We start from the raw sequence: 24,869 nt of genomic DNA on the forward strand, positions 1-24,869 counted from the left end.
AGTGCTCACCAAAACGCGCTTCAGCGAGGAGACAAGCGATGCACCTGACGATTGACGATCTGCCGGACGCGATCCGCACGGCGAAACGGGCGCTGCGCGCCGACCTGCCAGGCTACGCGGCCACGTTCCGCGAAGTGGAAGGCGACATCGCGCGGCAGGTCGACGCGATCCGCCGCGCGCACGCGCACGGCGAAGACGTGATTCCGGTCGTGCCGTTCGCGGATGTCGCGGCGGGGACCGTCGATCCGCTCGCGATTGCCGCGATCCGTACGCACGGCGCGGTCGTGATCCGCGGCGTGTTCGACGCGCGGCAGGCATGCGACTGGAACGACGAGATCGGCGCGTATCTGGATGCGAACCGTTTCACCGACCGGCTGCACGCGCGCGCGGAAGACCGCTATTTCGGCAATCTCGCGTCGGGCAAGCCGCAGATCTACGGCGTCTACTGGTCGAAGCCGCAGGTGGCCGCGCGCCAGTCGCCGGCGCTCACGCAGGCGCGGGTGTTCCTGAACCGTCTGTGGCGGCATGCGGACGGTACGCGCACGCATTTCGATCCCGACCAGGTGCCGGCCTACGCGGACCGGATTCGTCGCCGGCCGCCCGGCTCGACGTCGCTCGGGCTGTCGCCGCACGTCGACGGCGGCTCGGTCGAGCGCTGGCTCGGCGCGAATTTCCGCCAGGTTTATCGCCACGTGCTGGCCGGCCGCTGGCGCGATTACGATCCGTTCGATGCGGCGTTCCGCCCCGACGTCGAGGAGATTCCGTCGCCGGCCGTGTGTTCGATGTTCCGCACGTTCCAGGGCTGGACCGCGCTGACGCCGCAGGGGCCTGGCGACGGCACGCTGCAACTGATCCCGGTCGCGAACGCGATGGCCTATGTCGTGCTGCGCGCGCTGCAGGACGACGTCGCCGACGACGACCTGTGCGGCGCGCGTCCCGGCCGCGCGCTGTCGATCCGCCCCGAATGGCACGCGCTGCTGCTCGACGCGCTGGTGCCGATCCCGCACATGGAACCGGGCGACGCGGTGTTCTGGCACGGCGACGTCGTGCATGCGGTCGAGGATGCGCATCGCGGCAGCGGCGACAGCAACGTGATGTACATCGCGGCCGCGCCCGGCTGCGCGAAGAACGATGCGTACCTGCAGCGGCAGCGGCTCGCGTTCCTGTGTGGCGACAGCCCGCCCGATTTCCCGGCCGACCATTTCGAAGTCGATTTCGACGGCCGCGCCGGGGAGGGCGATCTCACGGCGCTCGGCCGTGCGCAGATGGGATTCGAGCCCGGCGCGTAATGCGCGTGGGGCGGGCAAAAGCGGCCGTTCGCGACACGGCGGCCGGCCCGTCTGCCGAATCCGCTGCGTGGTGCGCGCAATTCGACGCAATCGGCTGTCGGCGCCGCCGAAATCGACGCGAATTGCGCAAATTGGCTTCCGATAATGGTCCGGACACAACGCCGCCGGCCCGTGCGCCGCACGAACGCGGCGCAGATCATGGAGGAGTCGATGCAATTCACGCAAGCGATCGTTCGCCGTCCCGCGCCGTCCTGCGGCGCGGGCCTGACCACTGCCGAACTCGGCGCACCCGATTACGGCAGGACGCTCACGCAGTTCCACGCATACTGCGACGCGCTGCGCATGCTCGGCGTCGAGCTGACCGAATTGCCGCCGCTCGATGGATTTCCCGATTCGCATTTCGTCGAGGACGTCGCGGTCGTCACGCCGGAATTCGCGGTGATCACGCGCCCCGGCGCGCCCGCGCGGCGCGGCGAGACCGCGCACATCGAAGCGGCGCTGCGCGTGCATCGCGAACTGCTGCCGATGCAGCAAGGCCGCCTCGACGGCGGCGACGTGATGCTGGTCGGCAAGCGCTTCTTCATCGGCCTGACGAGCCGCACCGACGCGGAAGGCATCGCCGCATTCGAGTCGCTGGTGTCGCGCTACGGCTATTCGGTCGTCGCGGTGCAGGTCGGCGCCGGCCTGCACCTGAAATCGGTCGTCAACGCGCTCGGCGACGACACGCTGCTCGTGACCGACGCGCTGGCCGCGCATCCGGCGTTCGCCGACTATCGCCGGATCGCGATTGCGGCCGCCGACGAATACGCGGGCAATACGCTGCGCGTGAACGGCACGCTGATCACGCCGGCCGGCTATCCGCGCGTGCATGACGCGATCGCGTCGCTCGGCATGCCGCTGCACGTGATCGACACGAGCGAGTTCCGCAAGATGGATGGCGGCCTGACTTGCCTGTCGCTGCGGTTCTAGCCGATTGGCGCGCGGCGGCTTCGGCCGGATAATGTGGGCCGCGCGCGGAACGGCAGACGTTCCGTGCGGAGCCACGACCCGACCGGAGCGAACGCGGATGACCGACAAGAAGATGCAGCTCGACAAGATCGATCTCCGGATCCTCGACATTCTGCGTACCGACGGGCGGATTTCCTACCGGAAGCTGTCGGAGCGCGTGAACCTTACGCCGCGGCCGTGCCAGGCGCGCGTGGAGCGGCTCGAGGCGCTCGGCGTGATCGAAGGGTACCGCGCGGTGATCAAGGCGCCGCGCGCGACCAAGCCGATCGTCGTGATCGCGCAGATCGTGCTGGCCGACCACGGGCGCTCGCAAGCGCCGTTCGAAGAGGAAATGCGCGCGAATCCGGCCGTGATCGATTGCTGGCTGGTGAGCGGCACGTTCGATTTTCTCGTGCGGCTCGCGTGCGAGGATCTCGACGAGTACCGGCGGATCGCGAACGCGTGGCTCGAAAGCCCGCGGTTCCGGATCGAGAAGATCGTGACGACGGCCGAACTGCAGGCGATCAAGCGCAGCCTCATGTGATGCGACCGGCCCGGCAGGGGTCGGTTGCGATGCGAATGACCGGGTCAATCGATTTGCATCCCGAATCAAACGGGCTGGCCGGCTCACAATCAGGGTGAACACTATGGATGCCATGCAAGCGGCAGCGCAGACGGCCGCGCCGTCCGGGACGACGCTGAAGCGCTGTCTGCAGGGCCGCCACATCGCGATGATCGCGATCGGCGGGTCGATCGGCACGGGGCTGTTCGTCGCGTCGGGCGCGTCGGTCGCGCAGGCCGGGCCGGGCGGGGCGATCGCCGCGTATCTGGCGATCGGGATCATGGTCTACTTCGTCGTCACCGGGCTTGGCGAGATGGCCGCGCTGATGCCGGTATCCGGCTCGTTCGCGATCTACGGCGAGAAGTACGTCGACGAAGGCTTCGGCGTCGCGCTCGGCTGGACCTACTGGTACAGCTGGGCGGTGACGATCGCGATCGAGCTGGTCGCCGCGCAGATCGTGATGCGCTACTGGTTTCCGTCGGTGCCGGGCGTGTGGTGGGGCGCGGGCTTCCTCGTGCTGATCTTCCTGCTCAATACGCTGTCGGTGCGCGGCTTCGGCGAATCGGAATACTGGTTCTCGCTGGTCAAGGTCGTCACCGTGATCACGTTCATCGCGGCCGGGCTGCTGATCGCGGCCGGCGTGCTGGGTAGCGGCCATGCCGGCTCCGGGCACCCCGTCGGCTGGCGCAACTTCACGACCGGCGACGCGCCGTTCGTCGGCGGCGCGCACGCGATGATCAGCGTCGCACTGATCGCGGGCTTCTCGTTTCTCGGCACCGAGCTGGTCGGCATCACGGCCGGCGAATCGGAAAACCCGCGCAAGACGATTCCGCGCGCGGTGAAGCAGATCTTCTGGCGGATCATGCTGTTCTACGTGCTCGCGATCTTCGTGATCGGCCTGCTCGTGCCGTACACCGATCCGAACCTGCTGAAGAGCGACGTGACCGACATCGGCGTGAGCCCGTTCACGCTGGTGTTCAGCCACGCAGGGTTCCCGCTCGCGGCCGGCGCGATGAATCTGGTGATCCTGACGGCCGTGCTGTCGGCCGGCAATTCCGGCACCTACGCGGCGACGCGGATGCTGTACAACCTCGCATCGGAAGGGCGCGCGCCGGCCGTGTTCGCGACGCTGTCGCCGGGCGGCGTGCCGCGCAACGCGCTGTACGCGACGATGGCGGTCGGCGGGCTGTGTTTTCTCACGTCGTTGACCAACAACCAGCGCATCTATCTGTGGCTGCTGAATACGGTCGGCATCACCGGCTTCATCGCGTGGCTCGGCATCGCGGTCTGCCATTACCGGTTCCGCAAGGGATTCCTGAAGCAGGGTTATCGGCTCGATCAACTGCCGTATCGTGCGAAATGGTTTCCGTTCGGGCCGGTGTTCGCGATCGCCGTCTGCATCGTGATTTCGCTCGGCCAGGATTACCAGGCGTTCTTCGCGGCGCGCATCGACTGGATGGAAGTGCTGTCGATCTATGTATGGATTCCGCTGTTCGTCGCGATCTGGTGGACGTATCGCCGCGCGCGCAAGAGCCGGCTCGTGCGCTACGAGGAGATGGACATCGGGCCGTGGCTCACGCGCTCGGTGGAAGCCGTCGACGCAGCCGCCGCGCAGCACGGGCAGCCGCACTGATCCTGCGTGAAATCCGCCCGTGCGCGCACGTTCCGCGGTACGTGCCGGGCCGTCACTTGTCCAGTTCCGGATAGTGCCGGAAGATCCCCATGTCGTTGAACGGGATGCGGCGTTCCGACTCGAGGTAGCGCGCGACGGGCGGATGCCGCGCGACGCGATCGTGCAGCGCGACGAGCGCCGCGACCTTGCGCTCCGCGCGTTTCATCGCTTTCGGGAACGCATAGCGCAGACCTTCGATCAACTGGAACATCGTCAGGTCCGCGTAGCTGAGCGCGCTGCCCGCGATATAGCCGCTCTTGTGCGGGTTCTGTTCGAGCACGCGATCGAAGTAGCCGAGGAATTTCGGCAGCCGGTTCTCGAGGAAATCGGCCGCACGCTCGGCCGCTTCCGCCTGCTGGTCCTCGTAGTACAGGCCGCTGCCGATCGGATGGTGCGTGTCGTGGATCTCGGTGATGAAATCGGCGGCGGTCAGCTGGATCTGATGGACCCACAGCCGGCCGGCTTCGTCGTCGGGCGCGAGCCCGAGCCGCGCGCCGAGAAACAGCAGGATGTTCGCGGTCTGCCCGACGACCACGTCGCCCGCCTTCAGGAACGGCGGCGCGAACGGCACGCATTCGGCCTTCGTGCTGTCCATCATGCGCATCATGGCCGACACGCCCATCCCGCGCCCCGATTCGCGCGCGACGTCGACATAGTCGGCTTCGGCTGCCTCGAGCGCGAGTCGTACGTATTCGCCGCGGCCCTGGATCTCGGGCCAGTAATAGAGTTCGTATCGCATGCAATGCTCCTGTCCGTCGATGCGTCGGTCGATGCCGGCATCGTGAAATTGGGAGGGCGGCCGCGCGCCGCCCGTTGCGAATAGACAGTCTATGAGATCGAGTGCGAAATGCCAGTGGCGCCTGCACGGCTTGGAGTACTTGATTTGGAAATGATCATTTCCTATAATGCCGCATGGCTACGAAAATGGCATCGAACGTTGGCAGGCCGCGAGAATTCGATATGGATGAAGCGCTGGACGGCTTCATCCGCGTCTTTCGCGAGCGTGGCTATCATGCGACTTCCATCGGCGATCTGTCGCGGGAGACGGGGCTCACCGCCGGCAGTCTTTACAAGGCCTTTCCCGACAAGAACGCCATATTCGTTGCCGCGTTGAGCCGGTACATCGATCGGCGCGCAAGCGAGCTCAACATGATCCTTGCCGATGAAAAAAACGGTCGGGACAAGGTGCGAGCGCTCCTGCGCTTTTACGCGGACGTCTCGCATGGAGACGAGGGTCGAAAGGGCTGTCTGGTCGTCGCCGGCGCCATTGTTCTGAGTACGTTGGATAGCGAGATCGCCGGCATCGTCCACAAATCGATGCAGAGGATCGAGCGTCTCCTTCGCGATTTGATCAAGCAAGGGCAGGCCGATGGATCCGTCGATGCCGCGCTGAACGCGCAAGCCACGTCGAGCTGCCTGTTCGCCATGGTGCAGGGGCTTCGAGTGGTGGGGAAGCTCGGCCAGAGCCGGAGCGACATGTCGATGCTGGTGGACGAGGCAATGCGGCTGCTCGACTAAGGTTTCCGCGTTACCCGACAGGTGATTCGATGTGAAGTGACGCGCGAAATCGCGCGTGCGCGTGAGGCGGTTTCGCCGAATTTGGAAATTAATATTTCCGAATTAAATTGCTCCCACTGCACGGGGGGGGGCATCATCCAGGACAGTCGATTCTGTAGAGAGGACGAACTTATGCACCAGCATCAATCAACCGCGGATGCTTCGCACCTCGAGGCCGCGCCCTATTTTCGGGAAGACCCGCGGCTCAGCGGCTTTCGTCATCGGTTCGATACTGTAGACGGGGTGCGCCTTCATTTTGTCGAAGGAGGCCGCGCCGACGGCGAGACCATTGTCCTGCTCGCAGGGTTTCCGGAAAGCTGGTACGCGTGGCGGAGAATCATGCCGCTTCTCGCGGACGAATTCAGGATCGTGGCGCCGGATCTTCCCGGGCAAGGCGATTCGGACCGTCCACTCGTCGGTTACGACACGCAGACCGTCGCGGCAACGCTTGCGCGCCTGCTGGAGCAGCAAAATATCGCGCGCTTTTACCTGGCCGCTCACGACGTCGGGGCGTGGGTCGCCTATCCGTTTGCCGCGATGTATCCCGATTCAGTGAAGCGATTGGCGTTGCTCGACGCGGGGATCCCCGGCATCACGCTGCCCGCCGCGCTGCCGATCGAGCCCGGTAAAGCATGGCGCACGTGGCACTTCGCATTTCATGCTGTCGCCGATCTGCCGGAGACGTTGATTGCCGGCAAGGAGCGCGCGTATCTCGATTGGTTCTTGCGTCGCAAGGCGGCCAATCCCGAGTCGTTCTCCGACGCGGATGTCGACGAGTATCTCCGGGTGTTCACCCGGGACGGCGGGTTGCGAGCGGGGCTGGCCTTCTACCGGGCCGTGTCGGAGTCGTCGGCGCAGAACCGCAAGCTGCAGGCGCTGGGGAAGCTGAAGATGCCCGTGCTCGCTGTCAGTGCGGAGCAGGGATCCATACCCGACATGGCGGGGCCGCTCGAGCATGTCGCGGAAGATGTGACGGCCGCGACGATCGCGTATAGCGGGCATTTCATTCCTGAGGAGCAACCGCACGCGCTGGCGCGCGAGCTGCGCAGTTTCTTCCGGTAACACGCCGCCGCAAGTCGATTGCAATGCCCCGGCGCGGCCCGCGACGGTCGAGAAACCGCGCCGCGCAAGCCGCATGGGTGCGTCGCACGCGCTGGCGCGTTTGGCCGGGTTGGGCGCATGACGCGCGACAACCTGCGCCAGGTGCGTATCCCGAGCGCCCGATTGGTCCGCGTGCGGCTGCCGCGCTTGCCGGGTAATGCTTATCCGGGTATCGCGTGTACCACCCAACCCACTGTTTTTATTCACTTTTTTCGTTATCGTGGTACTCCGTGGGCCGCTTTTGCGTGGCATAATCGACCGCATCCGCAAGGCTTGTAGTCACAACGACCCCGCATACCCATGGCACAGACTCTCTACGACAAACTGTGGAACACCCACGTGGTCCACACCGAGGAAGACGGCACGACCCTGCTCTACATCGACCGTCAGCTGCTGCATGAAGTCACGAGCCCGCAGGCATTCGAAGGGCTGAAGATCGCGCAGCGTCCGGTGTGGCGCATCAGCGCGAACCTCGCCGTGTCGGACCACAACGTGCCGACGACGGACCGCAGCCACGGCATCGCCGATCCCGTCTCGAAGCTGCAGGTCGACACGCTCGACGCGAACTGCGACGCGTTCGGCATCACGCAGTTCAAGATGAACGACGTGCGCCAGGGCATCGTCCATATCATCGGGCCGGAGCAGGGTGCGACGCTGCCGGGCATGACGATCGTGTGCGGCGATTCGCATACGTCGACGCACGGCGCATTCGGCGCGCTCGCGCATGGCATCGGCACGTCGGAAGTCGAGCACGTGCTCGCGACGCAGACCCTGCTGCAGAAGAAGAGCAAGAACATGCTCGTGAAGGTCGAGGGCGCGCTGCCGCGTGGCTGTACCGCGAAGGACATCGTGCTCGCGATCATCGGCAAGATCGGCACCGCGGGCGGCACGGGCTACGCGATCGAATTCGGCGGCTCGACCATTCGTGCGCTGACGATGGAAGGCCGCATGACCGTGTGCAACATGGCGATCGAGGCCGGCGCGCGCGCAGGCATGGTCGCGGTGGACGACACGACGATCGATTACCTGAAGGGCCGTCCGTTCGTGCCGACCGGCGCGGAGTGGGATCAGGCCGTCGAATACTGGCGCCAGTTCAAGTCGGACGACGGTGCGCAATTCGACCGCGTGGTCGAGTTGAACGCCGCCGAGATCGTTCCGCAGGTCACGTGGGGTACGTCGCCGGAAATGGTCACGTCGATCGACGGTCGCGTGCCCGATCCCGAGCGCGAGAAGGATCCGGTCAAGCGCGACGCGATGGAGCGCGCGCTGGCGTACATGGCGCTCGAGCCGAACACGCCGATCGAATCGATCAAGGTCGACAAGATCTTCATCGGCTCGTGCACGAACGCGCGCATCGAGGACATTCGCGCGGCCGCGTACGTCGTGAAGAAGCTGAACCGTCGCATCGCGTCGAACGTGCGGCTCGCGATGGTCGTGCCGGGCTCGGGCCTCGTGAAGGCGCAGGCCGAGCGCGAAGGGCTCGACAAGGTGTTCACCGATGCGGGCTTCGAATGGCGCGAGCCGGGCTGCTCGATGTGCCTCGCGATGAACGCCGACCGGCTCGAGCCGGGCGAGCGCTGCGCGTCGACGTCGAACCGCAACTTCGAAGGGCGGCAGGGCGCGGGCGGTCGCACGCACCTCGTGAGCCCCGCGATGGCGGCGGCCGCGGCGATCGAAGGTCATTTCGTCGACATTCGCCAGCTGGGGTAACACGTGACGGCATCGAAGGTCATCGCGCGGCTGGTTGCCGTGCTGGCGCTGGCCGGGTTGGGCTTCGGCCTGGCCGGCTGCAATACCGTCCGAGGCTTCGGGGAAGACGTCAACGCCGCCGGCAGCGCGCTGAAGCGCGCCGCGGAGTGACGTTTCCCGCCGAGAATTTGTCGATGTGCGCCGGCTGACTGCCGGCCCTTCAACCGGATAGACGGATCATGGAAAAATTCACTGTACATACTGGCGTCGTGGCGCCGCTCGATCGCGAGAACGTCGACACCGACGCGATCATCCCGAAGCAGTTCCTGAAGTCGATCAAGCGCACGGGCTTCGGTCCGAACGCGTTCGACGAGTGGCGCTATCTCGATCACGGCGAGCCGGGCCAGGACAACTCGAAGCGCCCGCTTAACCCGGACTTCGTGCTGAACCAGCCGCGCTACCAGGGCGCATCGGTGCTGCTCGCCCGCAAGAACTTCGGCTGCGGCAGCTCGCGCGAGCACGCGCCGTGGGCGCTGCAGCAGTACGGCTTCCGCGCGATCATCGCGCCGAGCTTCGCGGACATCTTCTTCAACAACTGCTACAAGAACGGTCTGCTGCCGATCGTGCTGACCGAGCAGCAGGTCGATCACCTGTTCAACGAGACGGTCGCGTTCAACGGCTTTCAACTGACGATCGATCTCGACGCGCAGGTCGTGCGCGCGGGCGACGGCCGCGAGTATCCGTTCGAGATCGCCGCGTTTCGCAAGTACTGCCTGCTGAACGGTTTCGACGACATCGGCCTCACGCTGCGCCACGCGGACAAGATTCGCCAGTTCGAGGCAGAGCGGCTCGTGAAGCAGCCTTGGCTCAACACCAAGCTGGTCGGCTGACATCGCCTTCGGGGCGGGCGCGCTTTGCGCGCGCTCGCCGGCCTGCCTCCATCACACTCTACCCAGTCAGGAATTTCGCATGAAGATTGCAGTGCTGCCCGGCGACGGCATCGGTCCGGAAATCGTCAATGAAGCGGTGAAGGTGCTGAACGCACTCGACGAGAAGTTCGAACTCGAACAGGCGCCGGTCGGCGGCGCGGGCTACGAGGCGAGCGGCCATCCGCTGCCCGACGCGACGCTGGCGCTCGCGAAGCAGGCCGATGCGATCCTGTTCGGCGCGGTCGGCGACTGGAAGTACGACTCGCTGGAACGCGCGCTGCGCCCCGAGCAGGCGATCCTCGGGCTGCGCAAGCACCTCGAGCTGTTCGCGAATTTCCGTCCGGCGATCTGCTATCCGCAACTCGTCGATGCATCGCCGTTGAAGCCGGAGCTGGTCGCGGGCCTCGACATCCTGATCGTGCGCGAACTGAACGGCGACATCTACTTCGGCCAGCCGCGCGGCGTGCGCGCGGCGCCGGACGGCCCGTTCGCCGGCGAGCGCGAAGGCTTCGACACGATGCGCTATTCGGAGCCGGAAGTGCGCCGCATCGCGCACGTCGCGTTCCAGGCCGCGCAAAAGCGCGCGAAGAAGCTGCTGTCGGTCGACAAGTCGAACGTGCTGGAGACGTCGCAGTTCTGGCGCGACATCATGATCGACGTATCCAAGGAGTACGCGGACGTCGAGCTGTCGCACATGTACGTCGACAACGCGGCGATGCAGCTCGCGAAGGCGCCGAAGCAGTTCGACGTGATCGTCACCGGCAACATGTTCGGCGACATCCTGTCGGACGAAGCGTCGATGCTCACGGGCTCGATCGGCATGCTGCCGTCGGCGTCGCTCGACAAGCACAACAAGGGCCTGTACGAGCCGTCGCACGGTTCGGCGCCGGACATCGCGGGCAAGGGCATCGCGAACCCGCTCGCGACGATCCTGTCGGCCGCGATGCTGCTGCGCTACTCGCTGAATCGCGCCGAGCAGGCCGACCGCATCGAGCGCGCGGTGAAAACGGTGCTCGAACAGGGCTACCGCACCGGCGACATCGCGACGCCGGGCTGCAAGCAGGTCGGCACGGCCGCGATGGGCGATGCGGTGGTCGCCGCGCTGTAAGCGCGTCGCAATGAAGTGCGGTAATTAATGTGGAAAAGGGCGCGAACGGGCCGGAAAAATCGCCCGGTTCGCGCACGGTTGGCCGTTGTGCGGGCCACCGGCTTTGTGTAGACTCGAACGATGGCGCTGATTTCCCTGATCTCCCCGGTCCTGAAACTCCACGGCAACACTGCCCGTGCGGGTGCGCGCGCCATCGTCATCACGAAAACCATTACCACGAAAACGATCATTAAACGCTGATCGCCGTCGTGCCCGCCTGTTTCCCCGCGCGGTCACGCGGGGACGGAAATGGCGGGGAAGCTCCATTCAAAGCAAAGGGTTAGTCATGAACGTAGGTCTCGTAGGTTGGCGCGGCATGGTCGGCAGCGTCCTGATGCAGCGTATGCAGGAAGAGGGCGATTTCGACCTGATCGAACCGGTGTTCTTCAGCACCAGCAACACGGGCGGCAAGGCGCCGTCGTTCGCGAAAAACGAGACTACGCTCAAGGACGCGACCAACGTCGACGAGCTGAAGAAGTGCGACGTGATCATCACGTGCCAGGGCGGCGACTACACGAACGACGTGTTCCCGAAGCTGCGCGCGGCCGGCTGGAACGGCTACTGGATCGACGCGGCATCGTCGCTGCGGATGCAGGACGACGCGGTCATCGTCCTCGATCCGGTCAACCTCGACGTGATCAAGGACGCGCTCGTCAAGGGCACGAAGAACTTCATCGGCGGCAACTGCACGGTCAGCCTGATGCTGATGGCGCTGGGCGGCCTGTTCCGCGAGAACCTCGTCGACTGGATCACCGCGATGACCTACCAGGCCGCATCGGGCGCGGGCGCGCAGAACATGCGCGAGCTGCTGTCGCAGATGGGCACGCTGAACGGCGCGGTGCAGGAACAGCTCGCCGATCCGGCTTCCGCGATCCTCGACATCGACCGCCGCGTGCTGGCCGCGATGAACAGCGACGCGATGCCGACGAGCCACTTCGGCGTGCCGCTCGCCGGTTCGCTGATTCCGTGGATCGACAAGGATCTCGGCAACGGGATGTCGAAGGAAGAGTGGAAGGGCGGCGCGGAAACCAACAAGATCCTCGGCAAGCCGGCGATGGGCGAGCCGGGTTCGATCCCGGTCGACGGCCTGTGCGTGCGGATCGGCGCGATGCGCTGCCACTCGCAGGCGTTGACGATCAAGCTGAAGAAGGACGTGCCGCTCGACGAGATCAACGGCATCCTCGCGTCGGCGAACGACTGGGTGAAGGTCGTGCCGAACGAGCGTGAAGCGTCGATGCGCGACCTGTCGCCAGCGAAGATCACCGGCACGCTGACGGTGCCGGTCGGCCGCCTGCGCAAGCTCGCGATGGGCGGCGAATACCTGTCGGCGTTCACGGTCGGCGATCAGCTGCTGTGGGGCGCGGCCGAGCCGCTGCGCCGCATGCTGCGCATCCTGCTCGACAAGTAAGCACGCTGGCTGTCCGGCCCGCGGGCCGGGCCGCACGATACGACGCGCCGCGTCGGCCTTGAGATTCAGGGCTGGCGCGGCGCGTTTTTCATGTGGTTCAGCGCAGGTTCAGCAGCGTCTGGTCGACGGCCTGCTGGGTCTTGATCGTTTGCGCATTCGCCTGGTAATTGCGCTGCGCCGTGATCAGGTTCACGAGTTCGGTCGTCAGGTTGACGTTCGAGTTTTCCAGTGCGCTGCCCTGCAGCGTGCCGTGATTCGTACTGCCCGGTGCGGAGATCTGCGGCACGCCCGACGCGGCCGTCTCCGCATACTGGTTGCCGCCGATGTTCACGAGCCCGTTCGGGTTGTTGAAGTTCGCGAGCGCGATCAGGCCGAGCACCGCGCTCTGGCCGTTCGAGTAATTGCCGGTCAGCTTGCCGTCGGTGCCGATCGAGAACGTCGTCAGCGTACCGCTCGCGAAGCCGTCCTGCGCGAGGTTGTTCACGCCGTCCTTGCCGCCATACTGGGTCGTGCCGCCCAGGTCGAGCGTCAGGTTCTGCGGATTCGCGCCGCCCGTCGTATTCGGGATCGAGAACGCGAACTGGCCCAGGCTCGGGGTCGGCTGGCCGGTCGCGGCCGACGTCGTCGAGCTGATCCGGCCCGATGCGTCGAACGTGACGGTGCCGAGATTCGTCGGCGTCTGACCCTGCGCGCCCGCGTAGGCCTGCCACGTGCCGGCCGCCGACTTCACGAAGTACATGTTGACCGGTTGCGCACCGCCGAGCGAGTCGTAGACCTGGATCGACGTGTTGTAGTTGTACGTCGTGTTGTCGGTCGCGTTGAACGGCGTCTTGGCCGGCACCTTGTCCTGCGCGTTCAGGTTGAACTGGCCGGTGATCCTGTTCGTCGCGCGCGGCGCGATGTTGCTGGTCGGCGCCTGCAGCGGCACGGTCTGCGCGGTGTTGATCACGCCGCCGGCGCCTGCCGCATAGCCCATCAGGTTGCGGCCTTGCGCGTCGACGATCGCGCCGTTCCTGTCGCGGTGGAACGTGCCGTCGCGCGAGTACGTGGTCACGCCGTTGCTCGACATCTGGAAGAAGCCGTTGCCGTTGATCGCGACGTCGAGCGACGACTTCGTCGAATTGATCGTTCCCTGGCTGAAATGCTGCTGCACCGACGCGAGCCGCGTCCCGATGCCGATCTGCGTGTTGACCGACGTCGCGACCGAATTCGCGTACATGTCGGCGAAGTTTGCACGCCCCTGCTTGAAGCCGACCGTGTTTGCGTTCGCGATGTTGTTGCCGATGACGTCGAGATTGCTCGACGCGCCGGCCAACCCGCTCAAACCCTGTTGATAGCCCATGTTCGTCCCCGTAACGAGCTGGTGAGTGATGCAGTCGTGCGACTGCGCGATGGCCCTCCGGTACTTCACGGCATCAGCCCGGTCGCGCGCTCCCGTCTTTCCGGCATGGGCGAGCGCGACGTCGAAATGTGCCGATTCGTGTTTGAAGGCGATCGTATCGACGGCAGTTACAGGGTCTGTGTAATTTTGTGTAATGTAATTGAATTGATGCAGAAATAATGGCTTTTGTATGAGCAATGAAGCGAGCGACAGGCGGTCAAAGCCTTACGGGGTGGGGCTTTGGTGATGTGGATTTTCATTTCTCTGATAAGAGAGGGATATTGCCTTCTTATCGGGGAATTGGAATCAATTGGAGCGGAATGGGTGGCCGGTCAGCATGCGTTTTGATTTTCCGGCTATTAATTCATTAACGGCGGGCGGGATGGATTGTTGAGGGAGTGCTTGCGATTCTGGCGCCGTGATCCTGCGCCGACGGCCGCTGAGCGCCAGAAAGTCGCGTCATTCGAGCGGGGCGCGCGGCTGCCGCCGCCGGCTTTCAGCTGCGGCATGCAGGTTCGTTTGGCCGATCGGATGCATGGGTTGCGGGCAGGCGGACCCCCGCGATATGAGCGCCCACCCGGGCCCGGTGGCAGCTGTCGGCGACGAATTCGGCCGGAACCCGATCGTGTGAAGTAAACTACGCGGTTACGACGCACAGACCCGCCGAAAGCGTCGCGTTCCGCGCGACGCTTTTGCATTTCTGCAGCACTTTATTGACGCTTCCAACCGCGAATCCGAGCCGCGCCCGTGCGCGGCGATAGAGCCAACGATGTCCCGAATTTCCTTGTTTCCGCGCCAGTCCCGTCTGTCGCGCGCCGTGCGTGGCGCGCTGGCGATCCTGGCGCTCGGCGCAGCCGCATCGGTGTGGGCAGTCGGCGTCGGCGATCTGCCGGCATCCGCTGTCGGCGCCGCCGCACCGCTTACCGTGACGGTCCAGCCGGGCCAGTCGTTGAACGACATCGCGAAAGCGGCCACGCAATCGCACGATCCGGCCGTGCTCGCGCGCGCCGCTCGCGCGCTGTTCGACGCCAATCCGCAGGCGTTCATGAAGCGCGACGCGAGTCGTTTGAAGGTCGGCGCGACGCTGACGGTGCCCGCGCTCGACGCAACCGGCGCGGCGCTCGCGCCGGCCGGTGCATCCGCCGCGTCCGGTACGGCAGCCGCGTCCGCGCCCGTCGTCGCATCGGGCGGGTCGGCGATCGCGCAGTACGGCGCATCCGCGCCGCATCCCGGTTCGGCCGTGCAACCCGCGCCGGTGGCGCCGGCCGTGCATGCGGCTCCGGTGAGCGGCGCGAGTGCCGCGACGGCGGCGGGGGCGTCGGCTTCGGTTGGTGCTTCGGCTTCGAGCGGGGCGTCCGCCGCCCATGGCGCGTCGTCTGTCGACAGCACGCAGCCGGCGGCGCCCACGGGCGGTGCGAGCGGTCCGCATGTATGGAGCGGTGCGATCCAGGCGGCGCCGTCGTCCGCGAGCGAGGCCACGGCGCAGTCGGTGCCGGGCAACCCGGTTTCCGGCGTGCGCGAGCCGGCCGGCGCAGCGCCCGCCGCGGGTGCGTCGCAGCCGCGGCCGTCGAGCCTGCAGCAATTGCTCGCGTTGAAGAACCGTGTGCTGATGGAGTTGCAGAAGCACGGCATCGGCAAGCCGGCGACGACGACCGGCATCGCGCCTGCTCCGGCGCCTGCCGCGCCGCGTGCGGCCGGGAATGACGCGGGTGCATCGGCCGCCGCATCGACGGCGGACGAAGCCGCGTCGGCCGTGGCAGCCAGTGCGCCGCAACCGGCATCGGCTTCCGTGCAACCGGTCGCGCCTGTCGCGACACCGGCACGTCGTACCGAACAGATGGACTGGCGCCCGGCCGCCGCGGCCGGCGCCGCTGTGATCGTGCTCGCGGCCGGTTTCGTATGGCGCAAGCGCCGGAAGGGGCGCCGCGCGGATGAGGCGGGTGCCGCCGCGCCCGCGGTCGCAGCAGGCGGCGCCGCGGCTGCAGAAGCGGAAGCCGCGCCGTCCGTCGAACGCGAACTGCCGATCACGCCCGAGATGCCGGTCGCACGCGATGCCGCGTCCGACATGAATCTGGTCGCGGCGACTGCCGCCGCGGCGGAGACGATCGAGCCGCCCGCAGCGGATACGTCGCCCGCGCCGGAAATGACGGCGCCGCGCGTCGAGTCGCCCGAATTGCCGCCTGCTGATACTGTCGCGCCGGCCACGAACGACGCGACTCCGGTTCCGGCCGAGGCTTCGCACGAAGCAGAACCGGCGGAAGAACCCTCTGCCACCGACAAGCCGGCCGAGCCGACCGTCGCACCTGCCGCGCCTTCGAGCGCCGAAGCGCAGCATGCGGCACTGATGCAGAACGCAATTAGCGCGCTCAACAGTCTCGACATGCCGTTGCCGCCGCGGACGGCGGAGGAACCGTCTGCGCGCACACCGCAGTCCGACGTCGAAGAAATTGCAACTAACGGTCAATTCGCCCAACACCCGCCGGTGGGCTCGGCGGGAACGACAGCAAAACATCCGGCCGACCAGGACGACGAGTTCGACTGGGATCCGGACGCGGCGACGCCGGCCGGCCAGGCCGGCAGCCCGCCTGCGACGTCGTCGCTGCCGCCGCTCGGCGGCGCGCAGTTCGGCGCGCTGAAGCTCGACTTCGATCTCGACCTGCCGTCCACGCCGGGCGCCGCGCTGCCTGCGCTCACCGCGGACGAGCTCGCGCGCATCGCCCGCAACAAGCTCGACCTCGCGACCGAATACGTCGAACTGGGCGATCTGGCCGGCGCGCGGACGTTGCTGCAGGAAGTGATCGACGCGAACGACGCCGCGACGCGCGACGACGCCCGCGCGTTGCTCGCGAAACTGGCGGACGAGGCGTGATGCGGATCGCGCTGGGCATCCAGTACGACGGCGCGGCGTTTTGCGGCTGGCAGGCGCAGCCGCACGGCAAGACCGTGCAGGACCGGCTCGAACATGCGCTGGCCGAGTTCGCGCGGGTGCCGCTGCACACGACGGTGGCCGGGCGGACCGATACCGGCGTGCACGGGCTCGGGCAGGTCGTGCATTTCGACACGGACCTCGAACGCGAGGTGTTCTCGTGGGTGCGCGGCACTAACGCGTTCCTCCCGCCGACCGTGTCGGTGCAGTGGGCGAAGCCGATGCCGGACACGTTCCATGCGCGCTTCTCGGCGTTCGAGCGCACCTATTACTACGCGCTGTACGTGCACCCGGTGCGTTCGCCGATGCTGGCCGGGCGCGCGGGCTGGATCCATACGCCCCTCGACGACGATGCGATGCGCGTCGCCGCCGCGCATCTGATCGGCGAGCACGATTTTTCGTCGTTCCGGTCGTCGGAATGCCAGTCGAAGACGCCGGTCAAACACCTGTATCAGATCGACGTGCGGCGGGTGGGGCATTTCATCCATTTCCGCTTCCGCGCGAACGCGTTCCTGCATCACATGGTGCGCAACCTGATGGGCTGCCTCGTCGCGGTCGGGCGGGGCCGCTATCCGGCCGACTGGCTCGCCGACGTGCTGGCCGGCCGTGACCGCAACCTCGCGGCCCCGACGTTCATGGCCGACGGGCTGTACCTCGCCCACGTCGGCTACCCGGCGGAATTCGCCGTCCCGCCCGCGCAGCTCGGCAGCGTGCCGTGGAGCAGCGTCTGGGCGGATCTGGACCCACAACCATGACGGAGCACGCCGTGTCTTCTTCGACTTCCGCCGCGGCCGGCCTGTCGCCGCGCACGCGCATCAAGCTGTGCGGGCTGTCGCGCCCCGAGGACGTGCTGCATGCGGCCGCGCTCGGCGCCGATGCGATCGGCCTCGTGTTCTACCCGAAGAGCCCGCGCGCGGTGACGATCGCACAGGCGGCCGAGCTGGCAAGCCTCGCGCCGCCGTTCGTGTCGGTGGTCGGGCTGTTCGTGAATGCGACCGAAGCCGAGATCGAGGCCGTCGTGCGCGACGTGCCGCTCACGATGCTGCAGCTCCATGGCGACGAGACGCCGGCGCAGTGCGAGGCGCTCGGCCGCGCGGCACGGCTGCCGTGGTTGCGCGCGGTGCGCGTCGGCCCCTCGACGCAGCGTGCCGATTTGGTAGAATCGGCTCTTCATTATTCGAAAGCGCGCGGCCTCCTGTTCGACACCTTGGTGCCGGATTACGGCGGTAGCGGCAAGGTCTTCGATTGGTCTCTTATTCCCGCAGAGCTCGCGCGTCGGGCCGTTTTGAGTGGTGGCTTGAACGCGCAAAACGTCGGTGATGCGATCCGCCAGCTGCGTCCGTTTGCTGTCGATGTCTCGAGTGGCATCGAAGTGGAGGGCGCGAAGGGCGTGAAGGATCACGCCCGGATGGCGGCGTTCGTGCGCGCGGTGCGCGAAGCGGACGCCGGGTGATGCAAGCCGGTGCGGCCTGACAAGCGGGGCGCACCGACCGATCGAGAGAGACACCATGTACAACCTTCCTGACGATCGCGGCCACTTCGGCCCGTATGGCGGCGTGTTCGTCGCCGAGACGCTGATTCACGCGCTGGACGAACTGCGCGCGGCGTATGAAAAGTTCCAGAACGATCCCGACTTCGTTGCCGAATTCGAGCGCGAGCTGAAGTATTTCGTCGGCCGCCCGTCGCCGATCTATCACGCGCAGCGCTGGAGCGAGATGCTCGGCGGCGCGCAGATCTACCTGAAGCGCGAAGACCTGAACCACACGGGCGCGCACAAGATCAACAACGTGATCGGCCAGGCGCTGCTCGCGAAGCGCATGGGCAAGAAGCGCGTGATCGCGGAAACGGGCGCCGGCCAGCACGGCGTCGCGACCGCGACGATCTGCGCGCGCTTCGGGATGGAGTGCGTCGTCTACATGGGTTCGGAGGACGTGCGCCGGCAGGCCGCGAACGTCTACCGGATGAAGCTGCTGGGCGCTACGGTCGTGCCGGTCGAATCGGGTTCGCGCACGCTGAAGGACGCGCTGAACGAAGCGATGCGCGACTGGGTCACGAACATCGAAAGCACGTTCTACATCATCGGCACGGTCGCGGGCCCGCACCCGTACCCGATGATGGTGCGCGACTTCCAGCGCGTGATCGGCGACGAGTGCAAGGTGCAGATGCCGGAACTCGCCGGCCGCCAGCCGGACGCGGTGATCGCGTGCGTCGGCGGCGGGTCGAACGCGATGGGCATTTTCTATCCGTACATCGACGATGCGTCGGTGCAGCTGATCGGCGTCGAAGCGGCCGGCGACGGCCTCGACACGGGCCATCACGCGGCCTCGCTGATCGCCGGCAGCCCGGGCGTGCTGCACGGCAACCGCACGTACCTGCTGCAGGACGACAACGGCCAGATCATCGAGACGCATTCGGTATCGGCGGGCCTCGACTACCCGGGCGTTGGCCCCGAGCACGCATGGCTGAAGGACAGCGGCCGCGCGCAGTACGTGCCGATCACCGACGACGAAGCGTTGAAGGCGTTCCACGACTGCTGCCGGATCGAGGGGATCATCCCCGCGCTCGAGTCGAGCCACGCGATCGCGTATGGCGTGAAGCTCGCGCCGACGTTGCCGAAGGACAAGATCCTGCTCGTCAACCTGTCGGGTCGCGGCGACAAGGACATGCACACGGTCGCCGAGCGATCGGGCATCGAGCTCTGACCCCGACCGATGCGTGACCTGATCGAAGAGCCGGGCGGCGGCGCCGCGAGCGACGCGGAGGCGGTTCAGCCCGCCGCTGCGGTGCCGCGCGCGCTGCCGTCCGGTATCGAGCTGCACAACCGCGATTTCCTGACCCACGCCGCGTACCTGCCGGATGCGTCGATCGACCTGATCGTCGCCGATCCGCCGTACGGGCTCGGCAAGGACTACGGCAACGATTCGGACAAGCGTTCGGGCGACGATTTCCTCGCGTGGACGCGCGCGTGGCTCGAGCTCGCGATTCCGAAGCTGAAGCCGAGCGGGTCGATGTACATCTTCTGCACGTGGCAGTACGCGCCGGAAATCTTCAGTTTCCTGAAGACGCAGCTCACGATGGTCAACGAGATCATCTGGGACCGGCGCGTGCCGAGCATGGGCGGCACGACGCGCCGTTTCACGTCGGTGCACGACAACATCGGCTTTTTCGCGGTTTCGAAAGCGTATTACTTCGATCTCGATCCGGTCCGCATCCCGTACGACGCCGATACGAAGAAGGCCCGCTCGCGCAAGCTGTTCGAAGGCAGCAAGTGGCTGGAGATGGGCTACAACCCGAAGGACGTCTGGTCGGTCTCGCGCCTGCATCGGCAGCACGCGGAGCGCGTCGATCATCCGACCCAGAAGCCGCTGGAAATCATCGAGCGGATGGTGCTCGCGAGCTGCCCGCCGGGCGGCCGCGTGCTCGATCCGTTCATGGGTAGCGGCACGACCGCGGTGGCCTGCGCACGGCAGGGGCGCGACTTCGTCGGCTATGAGATCAACGAAAGCTATTGTGCGATCGCGCACGAGCGCGTGAGCGCGCTCGCCGCGCCGGCGTGCGCGTGAATCGCGCCGCCGCATCGCCGAATGCTACTTTGTATGGGATCGGAGCAAGCGCTGAAGCGCTCACTCCGATCGACATAGGAAAAAATTGCCATGTCCCGTATTCAGCAGACCTTCGCCGCACTCGCCGAACAAGGCCGTAAGGGCCTGATCCCGTTCATCACGGCCGGCGACCCTGATCCCGCGAAAACCGTCGAATTCATGCACGCGCTCGCCGCCGGCGGCGCGGACGTGATCGAACTCGGCGTGCCGTTCTCGGACCCGATGGCCGACGGCCCCGTGATCCAGCGCTCGTCGGAGCGCGCGCTCGCGCGCGGCGTCACGTTGAAGAGCGTGCTCGCCGACGTGAAGCGGTTTCGCGAGACCGATCCCAAAACGCCCGTCGTGCTGATGGGCTATGCGAACCCGATCGAACGGATGGGTGTCGATGCGTTCGCGGCCGAAGCGCACGCGGCCGGCGTCGACGGCGTGCTGGTGGTCGACTACCCGCCGGAAGAGGCGGGCGTGTTTGCGGAAAAAATGCGGGCCGCGCAGATCGATCCGATCTTCCTGCTCGCGCCCACGTCGACCGACGAACGCATCGCCGACGTCGGCAAGATCGCGAGCGGCTACGTGTATTACGTGTCGCTGAAGGGCGTGACCGGCGCCGGAAATCTGGATGTTTCGAGCATTGCGGGTAAAATCCCGGCCATCAAGTCGCGCGTGCCGGTTCCGGTGGGCGTCGGCTTCGGCATCCGCGACGCCGAAACGGCGCGCGCGGTGGCCGAGGTGTCGGACGCCGTCGTGATCGGCAGCCGCCTCGTGCAACTGCTCGAGAGCGCTGCGCCGGAAGGTGCCGCCGCCGCGCTGAAGTCGTTCATCGCCGAGCTGCGCGCCGCCCTGGACGGTGCCGGCAACACGGCGCGATAAACACAACACAGGAAGCGGGAACGGGCCGGTCGGCCCGCCCCGCCACGGAACAGGAAACCATACGATGAGCTGGCTCGACAAACTGTTGCCGCCGAAGATCAAGCAGACCGACCCGAAAAGCCGCAAGGGCATTCCGGAAGGCCTGTGGGTCAAGTGCCCGTCCTGCGAGGCCGTTCTCTATCGCAACGACGTGGACGCGAACCTGCACGTGTGCCCGAAGTGCGATCACCACATGCGCATCGGCGCACGCGAGCGCCTCGACGGGCTGCTCGATTCGGAAGGCCGCTATGAAATAGGCCAGGAAATCGTGCCGGTCGACTCGCTGAAGTTCAAGGACAGCCGCAAGTACCCCGATCGTCTGAAGGAAGCAATGGACGAAACCGGCGAGACCGACGCGATGGTCGTGATGGGCGGCGCGATCCACACGCTGCCCGTCGTCGCCGCGTGCTTCGAGTTCTCGTTCATGGGCGGCTCGATGGGTTCGGTCGTCGGCGAGCGCTTCGCGCGCGGTGCGCAGAACGCGCTGGAGCAGCACGTGCCGTTCATCTGCTTCACCGCATCGGGCGGCGCACGGATGCAGGAAAGCCTGCTGTCGCTGATGCAGATGGCCAAGACTACCGCGATGCTGACCAAGCTGGCCGAAGCGAAGCTGCCGTTCATCTCGGTGCTGACCGACCCGACGATGGGCGGCGTGTCGGCGAGCTTCGCGTTCCTCGGCGACGTCGTGATCGCCGAGCCGAAGGCGCTGATCGGCTTCGCCGGCCCGCGCGTGATCGAGCAGACGGTCCGCGAGAAGCTGCCGGAAGGCTTCCAGCGCGCGGAATTCCTGCTGAAGACGGGCGCGATCGACATGATCGTCGACCGTCGCAAGATGCGCGACGAGATCGCGCAGTTGCTCGCGCTGCTGCAGCGACAGCCGGCCGACGCGCTGGCCTGACCGGCGCAAGGTTGTGACTCCGCGCGTCGCCTGGCTTCAGCGTCAGGCGGCGCGCTTCGTTTTTTGGCGTAGTGGCGGTACCGATCCAGATTTGATCCGATGAGCACTTTTCCCACTCTCGACGCGTGGCTTTCGCATCTCGAACGCGCGCACCCGGTCGGCATCGACATGGGCCTGACCCGCATCGGGCAGGTCAAGGCGGCGCTGCAGCTCGAATTCGCGTGCCCGGTGATCACCGTCGGCGGCACGAACGGCAAGGGCTCGACCTGCGCGTTCCTGGAGACGATCCTCGTGCGCGCGGGCTACAAGGTCGGCTGCCACACGTCGCCGCACCTGCTCGAATTCAACGAGCGCGCGCGCGTGAACGGGCAGAACGTGACCGACGACGAACTGCTGCCGCACTTCGAGGCCGTCGAAGCCGCGCGCACGTCGCTGCCGGAACCGGTCTCGCTCACGTATTTCGAGTTCACGACGCTCGCGATCCTGCATCTGTTCGCATCGCGCGGGCTCGACGCGGTGATCCTCGAAGTCGGCCTCGGCGGCCGGCTCGACGCGGTGAACATCATCGATACCGATTGCGCGATCGTCACGAGCATCGACATCGACCACACCGAGTACCTCGGCGATACGCGCGAGAAGATCGCGTTCGAGAAGGCCGGGATCTTCCGCGCGGGCAAGCCGGCGATCTGCGGCGATCCGGCCGCGCCGCAGACGCTGATCGACCACGCCGAAGCGATCGGCGCCGACCTGTGGCTCGTCGGCCGCGATTTCCGCTACGAGGCGCAGGCGGGTGCCGAACGCCAGCAATGGAGCTACCTCGGCCGCGAGAAGCGCTATCCGGCGCTCGCGTATCCGGCGCTGCGCGGCGCGAATCAGCTGATCAATGCGTCGGCCGCGCTCGCGGCGCTCGAGGCGCTGCGGCCGGTGCTGCCGGTGTCCGCGCAGGACATCCGGCTCGGGCTGGCGAACGTCGAGCTGCCGGGGCGCTTCCAGGTGCTGCCCGGCAAGCCGGCGATCGTGCTCGACGTCGCGCACAACCCGCATGCATCGGCCGTGCTCGAACAGAACCTCGGCAACATGGGCTTCTTCCCGTACACGTACGCGGTGTTCGGCGCGATGCACGACAAGGACATCGACGGCGTGCTGCAGCACCTGAAGGGCGAGATCGACCACTGGTGCGTGACCGACCTGCCGCTGCCGCGCGCGGCCTCGGCGGAGCAGCTCGAAGCCGCGCTGCGCAAGGCCGGCGTGGAGGACGGGCCCGATTCGAGCGTGACGCGCTACGCGTCGCCCGCGGAAGCGTTTCGCGATGCACTAAAAAGAGCATCCGAGAATGATAGAATCGTGGTTTTCGGCAGTTTCCATACGGTTGCCGGCGTGCTGGCCTACCGTAAATCGCAGCAACACTGACTGACGGGCAGTTTCGGACTCAGCCATTCATGGGAATTTTCTCGTTCGGCAAGAAAGACGACGACGCGCCCCCGCGGCGCGGCGGTCGCACCGGGGCCTCCCGGAACGTGCGCACGGAGCGCACTGAACGCGTCGAGCGACGCTCGCGCCGTACCGAGCGTCCGGAATCGGATGCACTGCTCCTCGATCCGACCCTTCCAGAAAAGCAACGCGCGCGCCGTCGCCTCGTCGGCGCGATCGCGCTCGTCGTGGCCGCGGTGATCGTGCTGCCGATGGTGCTTGATTCGCACCCGAAGCCGGTCACCGACGACATCGCGATCGACATCCCGAACCGGCCCGCGCACCAGGCAGTCGCGCCGCGCGACGACGATGTGTCCGACGTGCAGGCAGGCGTCGCGCACGACGAACCGCCGGCCTCCGACACGGCCGTTGCGGCCGCACCGGCGCCCGCGCCGAAGGATGCGGCCAAGCCGGTCGCGAAACCCGAACCGACCACCACCGCGAGCGTGACGCCGCCGAAGCCGGCTGCCGCACCCGCGCCGAAGCCGGCCGCGCCGAAGCCTGCGCCCGCAACGGTCGCGAATGACGGCGCCGCGAGCCCGGACAGCGGCGACGCATCGTCGCCGGCGTCGCCGGCCGGTGCGCGCTTCGCGGTGCAGCTCGGCTCGTTCAAGGACGACGCGACGGCCCGTTCGTGGGCGACCAAGTTGAAATCGGCGGGCGTGCCCGCATATGTCGAGCATCGCAAGCAGGCAGACGGCAGCACGGCTACACTGTTGCGTGCCGGCCCGTTCGCGGATCGCTCGGCGGCCTCCGCCGCGATCGCGAAGGTGCGCGAAGCCGGTCTGACGCAGTAATGCCACGATGCTGACGGCTTTCGACTACGCTGTATTGGCGGTGATCGTGTTGTCGGCGCTGCGCGGCGCGTGGCGGGGCTTCGTATCCGAGATTTTCGGGCTGATCGGCTGGATCGCGGCGATCGTGATCGCGGGCCGCTACGTCGGGCTGGTCGTGCCATACATTCCGGCGAACTGGCCGGGCGGCGCGCTGACGCAGTGGGTGATCGCCTTCGCGTTGCTCGTGATCGGCGTCGTGCTGGTCGCCGGCGTGGCGAACGCGCTGCTGTCGCGGATCGCGCAGGCGAGTGGCCTGGGCGGCGTCGACCGCTCGCTGGGCATGATGTTCGGGCTCGTCCGCGGCTGCGTGCTGGTGGTGCTGCTGGTCGCGGCGGCCGGGCTGACCGAACTGCCCAAACAGGATTTCTGGCGCAATGCGCTCTTGCGTCCTTTTGCCGAACAGGGCGTGCACGAGCTGAAGCAGCTCCTGCCCGACGGCATGGCCCAGTACGTACGCGTGTGACGACGCGGCCGGGCAGGACGGAACCGATTTTGTCATTCTGAAGGAC

General features: G+C 66.6%; 24 protein-coding genes. 22 read left to right on the forward strand and 2 right to left on the reverse strand.

The annotated features are described in order from the left end of the window. The first annotated feature begins 38 nt into the window (after positions 1-38). From CFB49_RS19905 to CFB49_RS19920, 4 genes are all read left to right on the forward strand, one after another. A complete protein-coding gene (locus CFB49_RS19905; RefSeq protein ID WP_089492104.1) occupies positions 39-1,289 on the forward strand; it encodes a DUF1479 domain-containing protein in 1,251 nt (416 codons plus the stop codon). Between the two features lie 210 nt (positions 1,290-1,499). Next, a complete protein-coding gene (locus CFB49_RS19910; RefSeq protein WP_089492790.1) occupies positions 1,500-2,258 on the forward strand; it encodes a dimethylarginine dimethylaminohydrolase family protein in 759 nt (252 codons plus the stop codon). Between the two features lie 97 nt (positions 2,259-2,355). Continuing rightward, complete coding sequence (locus CFB49_RS19915) at positions 2,356-2,820, forward strand: Lrp/AsnC family transcriptional regulator (protein WP_089492105.1); 465 nt, start codon at positions 2,356-2,358, stop codon at positions 2,818-2,820. Positions 2,821-2,923: 103 nt separating this feature from the next. Then, positions 2,924-4,471, forward strand: coding sequence for an amino acid permease (locus CFB49_RS19920; RefSeq protein WP_089492106.1), 1,548 nt, complete (start codon positions 2,924-2,926; stop codon positions 4,469-4,471). A gap of 52 nt (positions 4,472-4,523) precedes the next feature. On the opposite strand, the gene CFB49_RS19925 is transcribed toward CFB49_RS19920, so the two are convergent. Next, positions 4,524-5,249 carry a glutathione S-transferase gene (locus CFB49_RS19925; protein ID WP_089492107.1) on the reverse strand — a complete coding sequence of 242 codons (726 nt, stop codon included), beginning with the start codon at positions 5,247-5,249 and terminating at the stop codon, positions 4,524-4,526. Between the two features lie 173 nt (positions 5,250-5,422). On the opposite strand from CFB49_RS19925, the gene CFB49_RS19930 reads away from it, so the two are divergent. From CFB49_RS19930 to asd, 8 genes are all read left to right on the forward strand, one after another. Further along, complete coding sequence (locus tag CFB49_RS19930) at positions 5,423-6,028, forward strand: TetR/AcrR family transcriptional regulator (protein WP_084044229.1); 606 nt, start codon at positions 5,423-5,425, stop codon at positions 6,026-6,028. Between the two features lie 171 nt (positions 6,029-6,199). Then, complete coding sequence (locus tag CFB49_RS19935) at positions 6,200-7,129, forward strand: alpha/beta fold hydrolase (protein WP_089437065.1); 930 nt, start codon at positions 6,200-6,202, stop codon at positions 7,127-7,129. Positions 7,130-7,468: 339 nt separating this feature from the next. Then, positions 7,469-8,878 (forward strand): 3-isopropylmalate dehydratase large subunit, encoded by a 1,410-nt coding sequence (gene leuC, locus CFB49_RS19940; RefSeq protein WP_059582772.1) that lies wholly within the window; start codon positions 7,469-7,471, stop codon positions 8,876-8,878. 3 nt (positions 8,879-8,881) lie between these two features. Then, complete coding sequence (locus tag CFB49_RS19945; protein WP_027810579.1) at positions 8,882-9,028, forward strand: entericidin A/B family lipoprotein; 147 nt, start codon at positions 8,882-8,884, stop codon at positions 9,026-9,028. A 68-nt stretch (positions 9,029-9,096) separates the two neighbouring features. Next, a complete protein-coding gene (leuD, locus tag CFB49_RS19950; RefSeq protein ID WP_011548097.1) occupies positions 9,097-9,747 on the forward strand; it encodes a 3-isopropylmalate dehydratase small subunit in 651 nt (216 codons plus the stop codon). A gap of 79 nt (positions 9,748-9,826) precedes the next feature. Continuing rightward, positions 9,827-10,894 carry a 3-isopropylmalate dehydrogenase gene (gene leuB / locus CFB49_RS19955; protein WP_011548096.1) on the forward strand — a complete coding sequence of 356 codons (1,068 nt, stop codon included), beginning with the start codon at positions 9,827-9,829 and terminating at the stop codon, positions 10,892-10,894. 120 nt (positions 10,895-11,014) lie between these two features. Continuing rightward, positions 11,015-11,134 (forward strand): hypothetical protein, encoded by a 120-nt coding sequence (locus tag CFB49_RS19960; protein WP_006756675.1) that lies wholly within the window; start codon positions 11,015-11,017, stop codon positions 11,132-11,134. An 85-nt stretch (positions 11,135-11,219) separates the two neighbouring features. Then, positions 11,220-12,341: an aspartate-semialdehyde dehydrogenase gene (asd, locus tag CFB49_RS19965; RefSeq protein ID WP_089492108.1), complete on the forward strand. Its 1,122-nt coding sequence runs from the start codon at positions 11,220-11,222 to the stop codon at positions 12,339-12,341. 97 nt (positions 12,342-12,438) lie between these two features. Here the strand turns inward: asd and flgE are convergent, their stop codons facing one another. Beyond that, positions 12,439-13,683 carry a flagellar hook protein FlgE gene (gene flgE, locus CFB49_RS19970; protein ID WP_089492109.1) on the reverse strand — a complete coding sequence of 415 codons (1,245 nt, stop codon included), beginning with the start codon at positions 13,681-13,683 and terminating at the stop codon, positions 12,439-12,441. Between the two features lie 808 nt (positions 13,684-14,491). Here flgE and CFB49_RS19975 point away from each other — a divergent pair. From CFB49_RS19975 to CFB49_RS20020, 10 genes are all read left to right on the forward strand, one after another. Continuing rightward, positions 14,492-16,591, forward strand: coding sequence for a FimV/HubP family polar landmark protein (locus CFB49_RS19975; RefSeq protein ID WP_089492110.1), 2,100 nt, complete (start codon positions 14,492-14,494; stop codon positions 16,589-16,591). Then, positions 16,591-17,403: a tRNA pseudouridine(38-40) synthase TruA gene (gene truA, locus CFB49_RS19980; protein WP_069618458.1), complete on the forward strand. Its 813-nt coding sequence runs from the start codon at positions 16,591-16,593 to the stop codon at positions 17,401-17,403. The genes CFB49_RS19975 and truA overlap by 1 nt, the downstream gene beginning before the upstream one ends. Beyond that, positions 17,400-18,101, forward strand: coding sequence for a phosphoribosylanthranilate isomerase (locus CFB49_RS19985; RefSeq protein WP_069618457.1), 702 nt, complete (start codon positions 17,400-17,402; stop codon positions 18,099-18,101). The genes truA and CFB49_RS19985 overlap by 4 nt, the downstream gene beginning before the upstream one ends. Before the next feature lie 55 nt (positions 18,102-18,156). Then, positions 18,157-19,350, forward strand: a complete 1,194-nt coding sequence (trpB, locus tag CFB49_RS19990; protein WP_089436205.1) for a tryptophan synthase subunit beta — start codon at positions 18,157-18,159, stop codon at positions 19,348-19,350. Between the two features lie 9 nt (positions 19,351-19,359). Continuing rightward, positions 19,360-20,211 (forward strand): DNA-methyltransferase, encoded by an 852-nt coding sequence (locus CFB49_RS19995; RefSeq protein ID WP_089436206.1) that lies wholly within the window; start codon positions 19,360-19,362, stop codon positions 20,209-20,211. Positions 20,212-20,301: 90 nt separating this feature from the next. Then, complete coding sequence (gene trpA / locus CFB49_RS20000; RefSeq protein WP_069618454.1) at positions 20,302-21,117, forward strand: tryptophan synthase subunit alpha; 816 nt, start codon at positions 20,302-20,304, stop codon at positions 21,115-21,117. Positions 21,118-21,181: 64 nt separating this feature from the next. Continuing rightward, positions 21,182-22,054 (forward strand): acetyl-CoA carboxylase, carboxyltransferase subunit beta, encoded by an 873-nt coding sequence (gene accD / locus CFB49_RS20005; protein ID WP_089492112.1) that lies wholly within the window; start codon positions 21,182-21,184, stop codon positions 22,052-22,054. 99 nt (positions 22,055-22,153) lie between these two features. Then, on the forward strand, positions 22,154-23,464 hold the full coding sequence (gene folC / locus CFB49_RS20010; RefSeq protein WP_089492113.1) for a bifunctional tetrahydrofolate synthase/dihydrofolate synthase: 1,311 nt from the start codon (positions 22,154-22,156) through the stop codon (positions 23,462-23,464). 29 nt (positions 23,465-23,493) lie between these two features. Further along, a complete protein-coding gene (locus CFB49_RS20015) occupies positions 23,494-24,321 on the forward strand; it encodes an SPOR domain-containing protein (RefSeq protein WP_089492114.1) in 828 nt (275 codons plus the stop codon). A 7-nt stretch (positions 24,322-24,328) separates the two neighbouring features. Beyond that, positions 24,329-24,823: a CvpA family protein gene (locus CFB49_RS20020; protein WP_027782633.1), complete on the forward strand. Its 495-nt coding sequence runs from the start codon at positions 24,329-24,331 to the stop codon at positions 24,821-24,823. The last annotated feature ends 46 nt before the right edge of the window (positions 24,824-24,869 follow it).

Source organism: Burkholderia sp. AU17457, assembly GCF_002223255.1.
Taxonomy (GTDB): Bacteria; Pseudomonadota; Gammaproteobacteria; order Burkholderiales; family Burkholderiaceae; genus Burkholderia; species Burkholderia sola.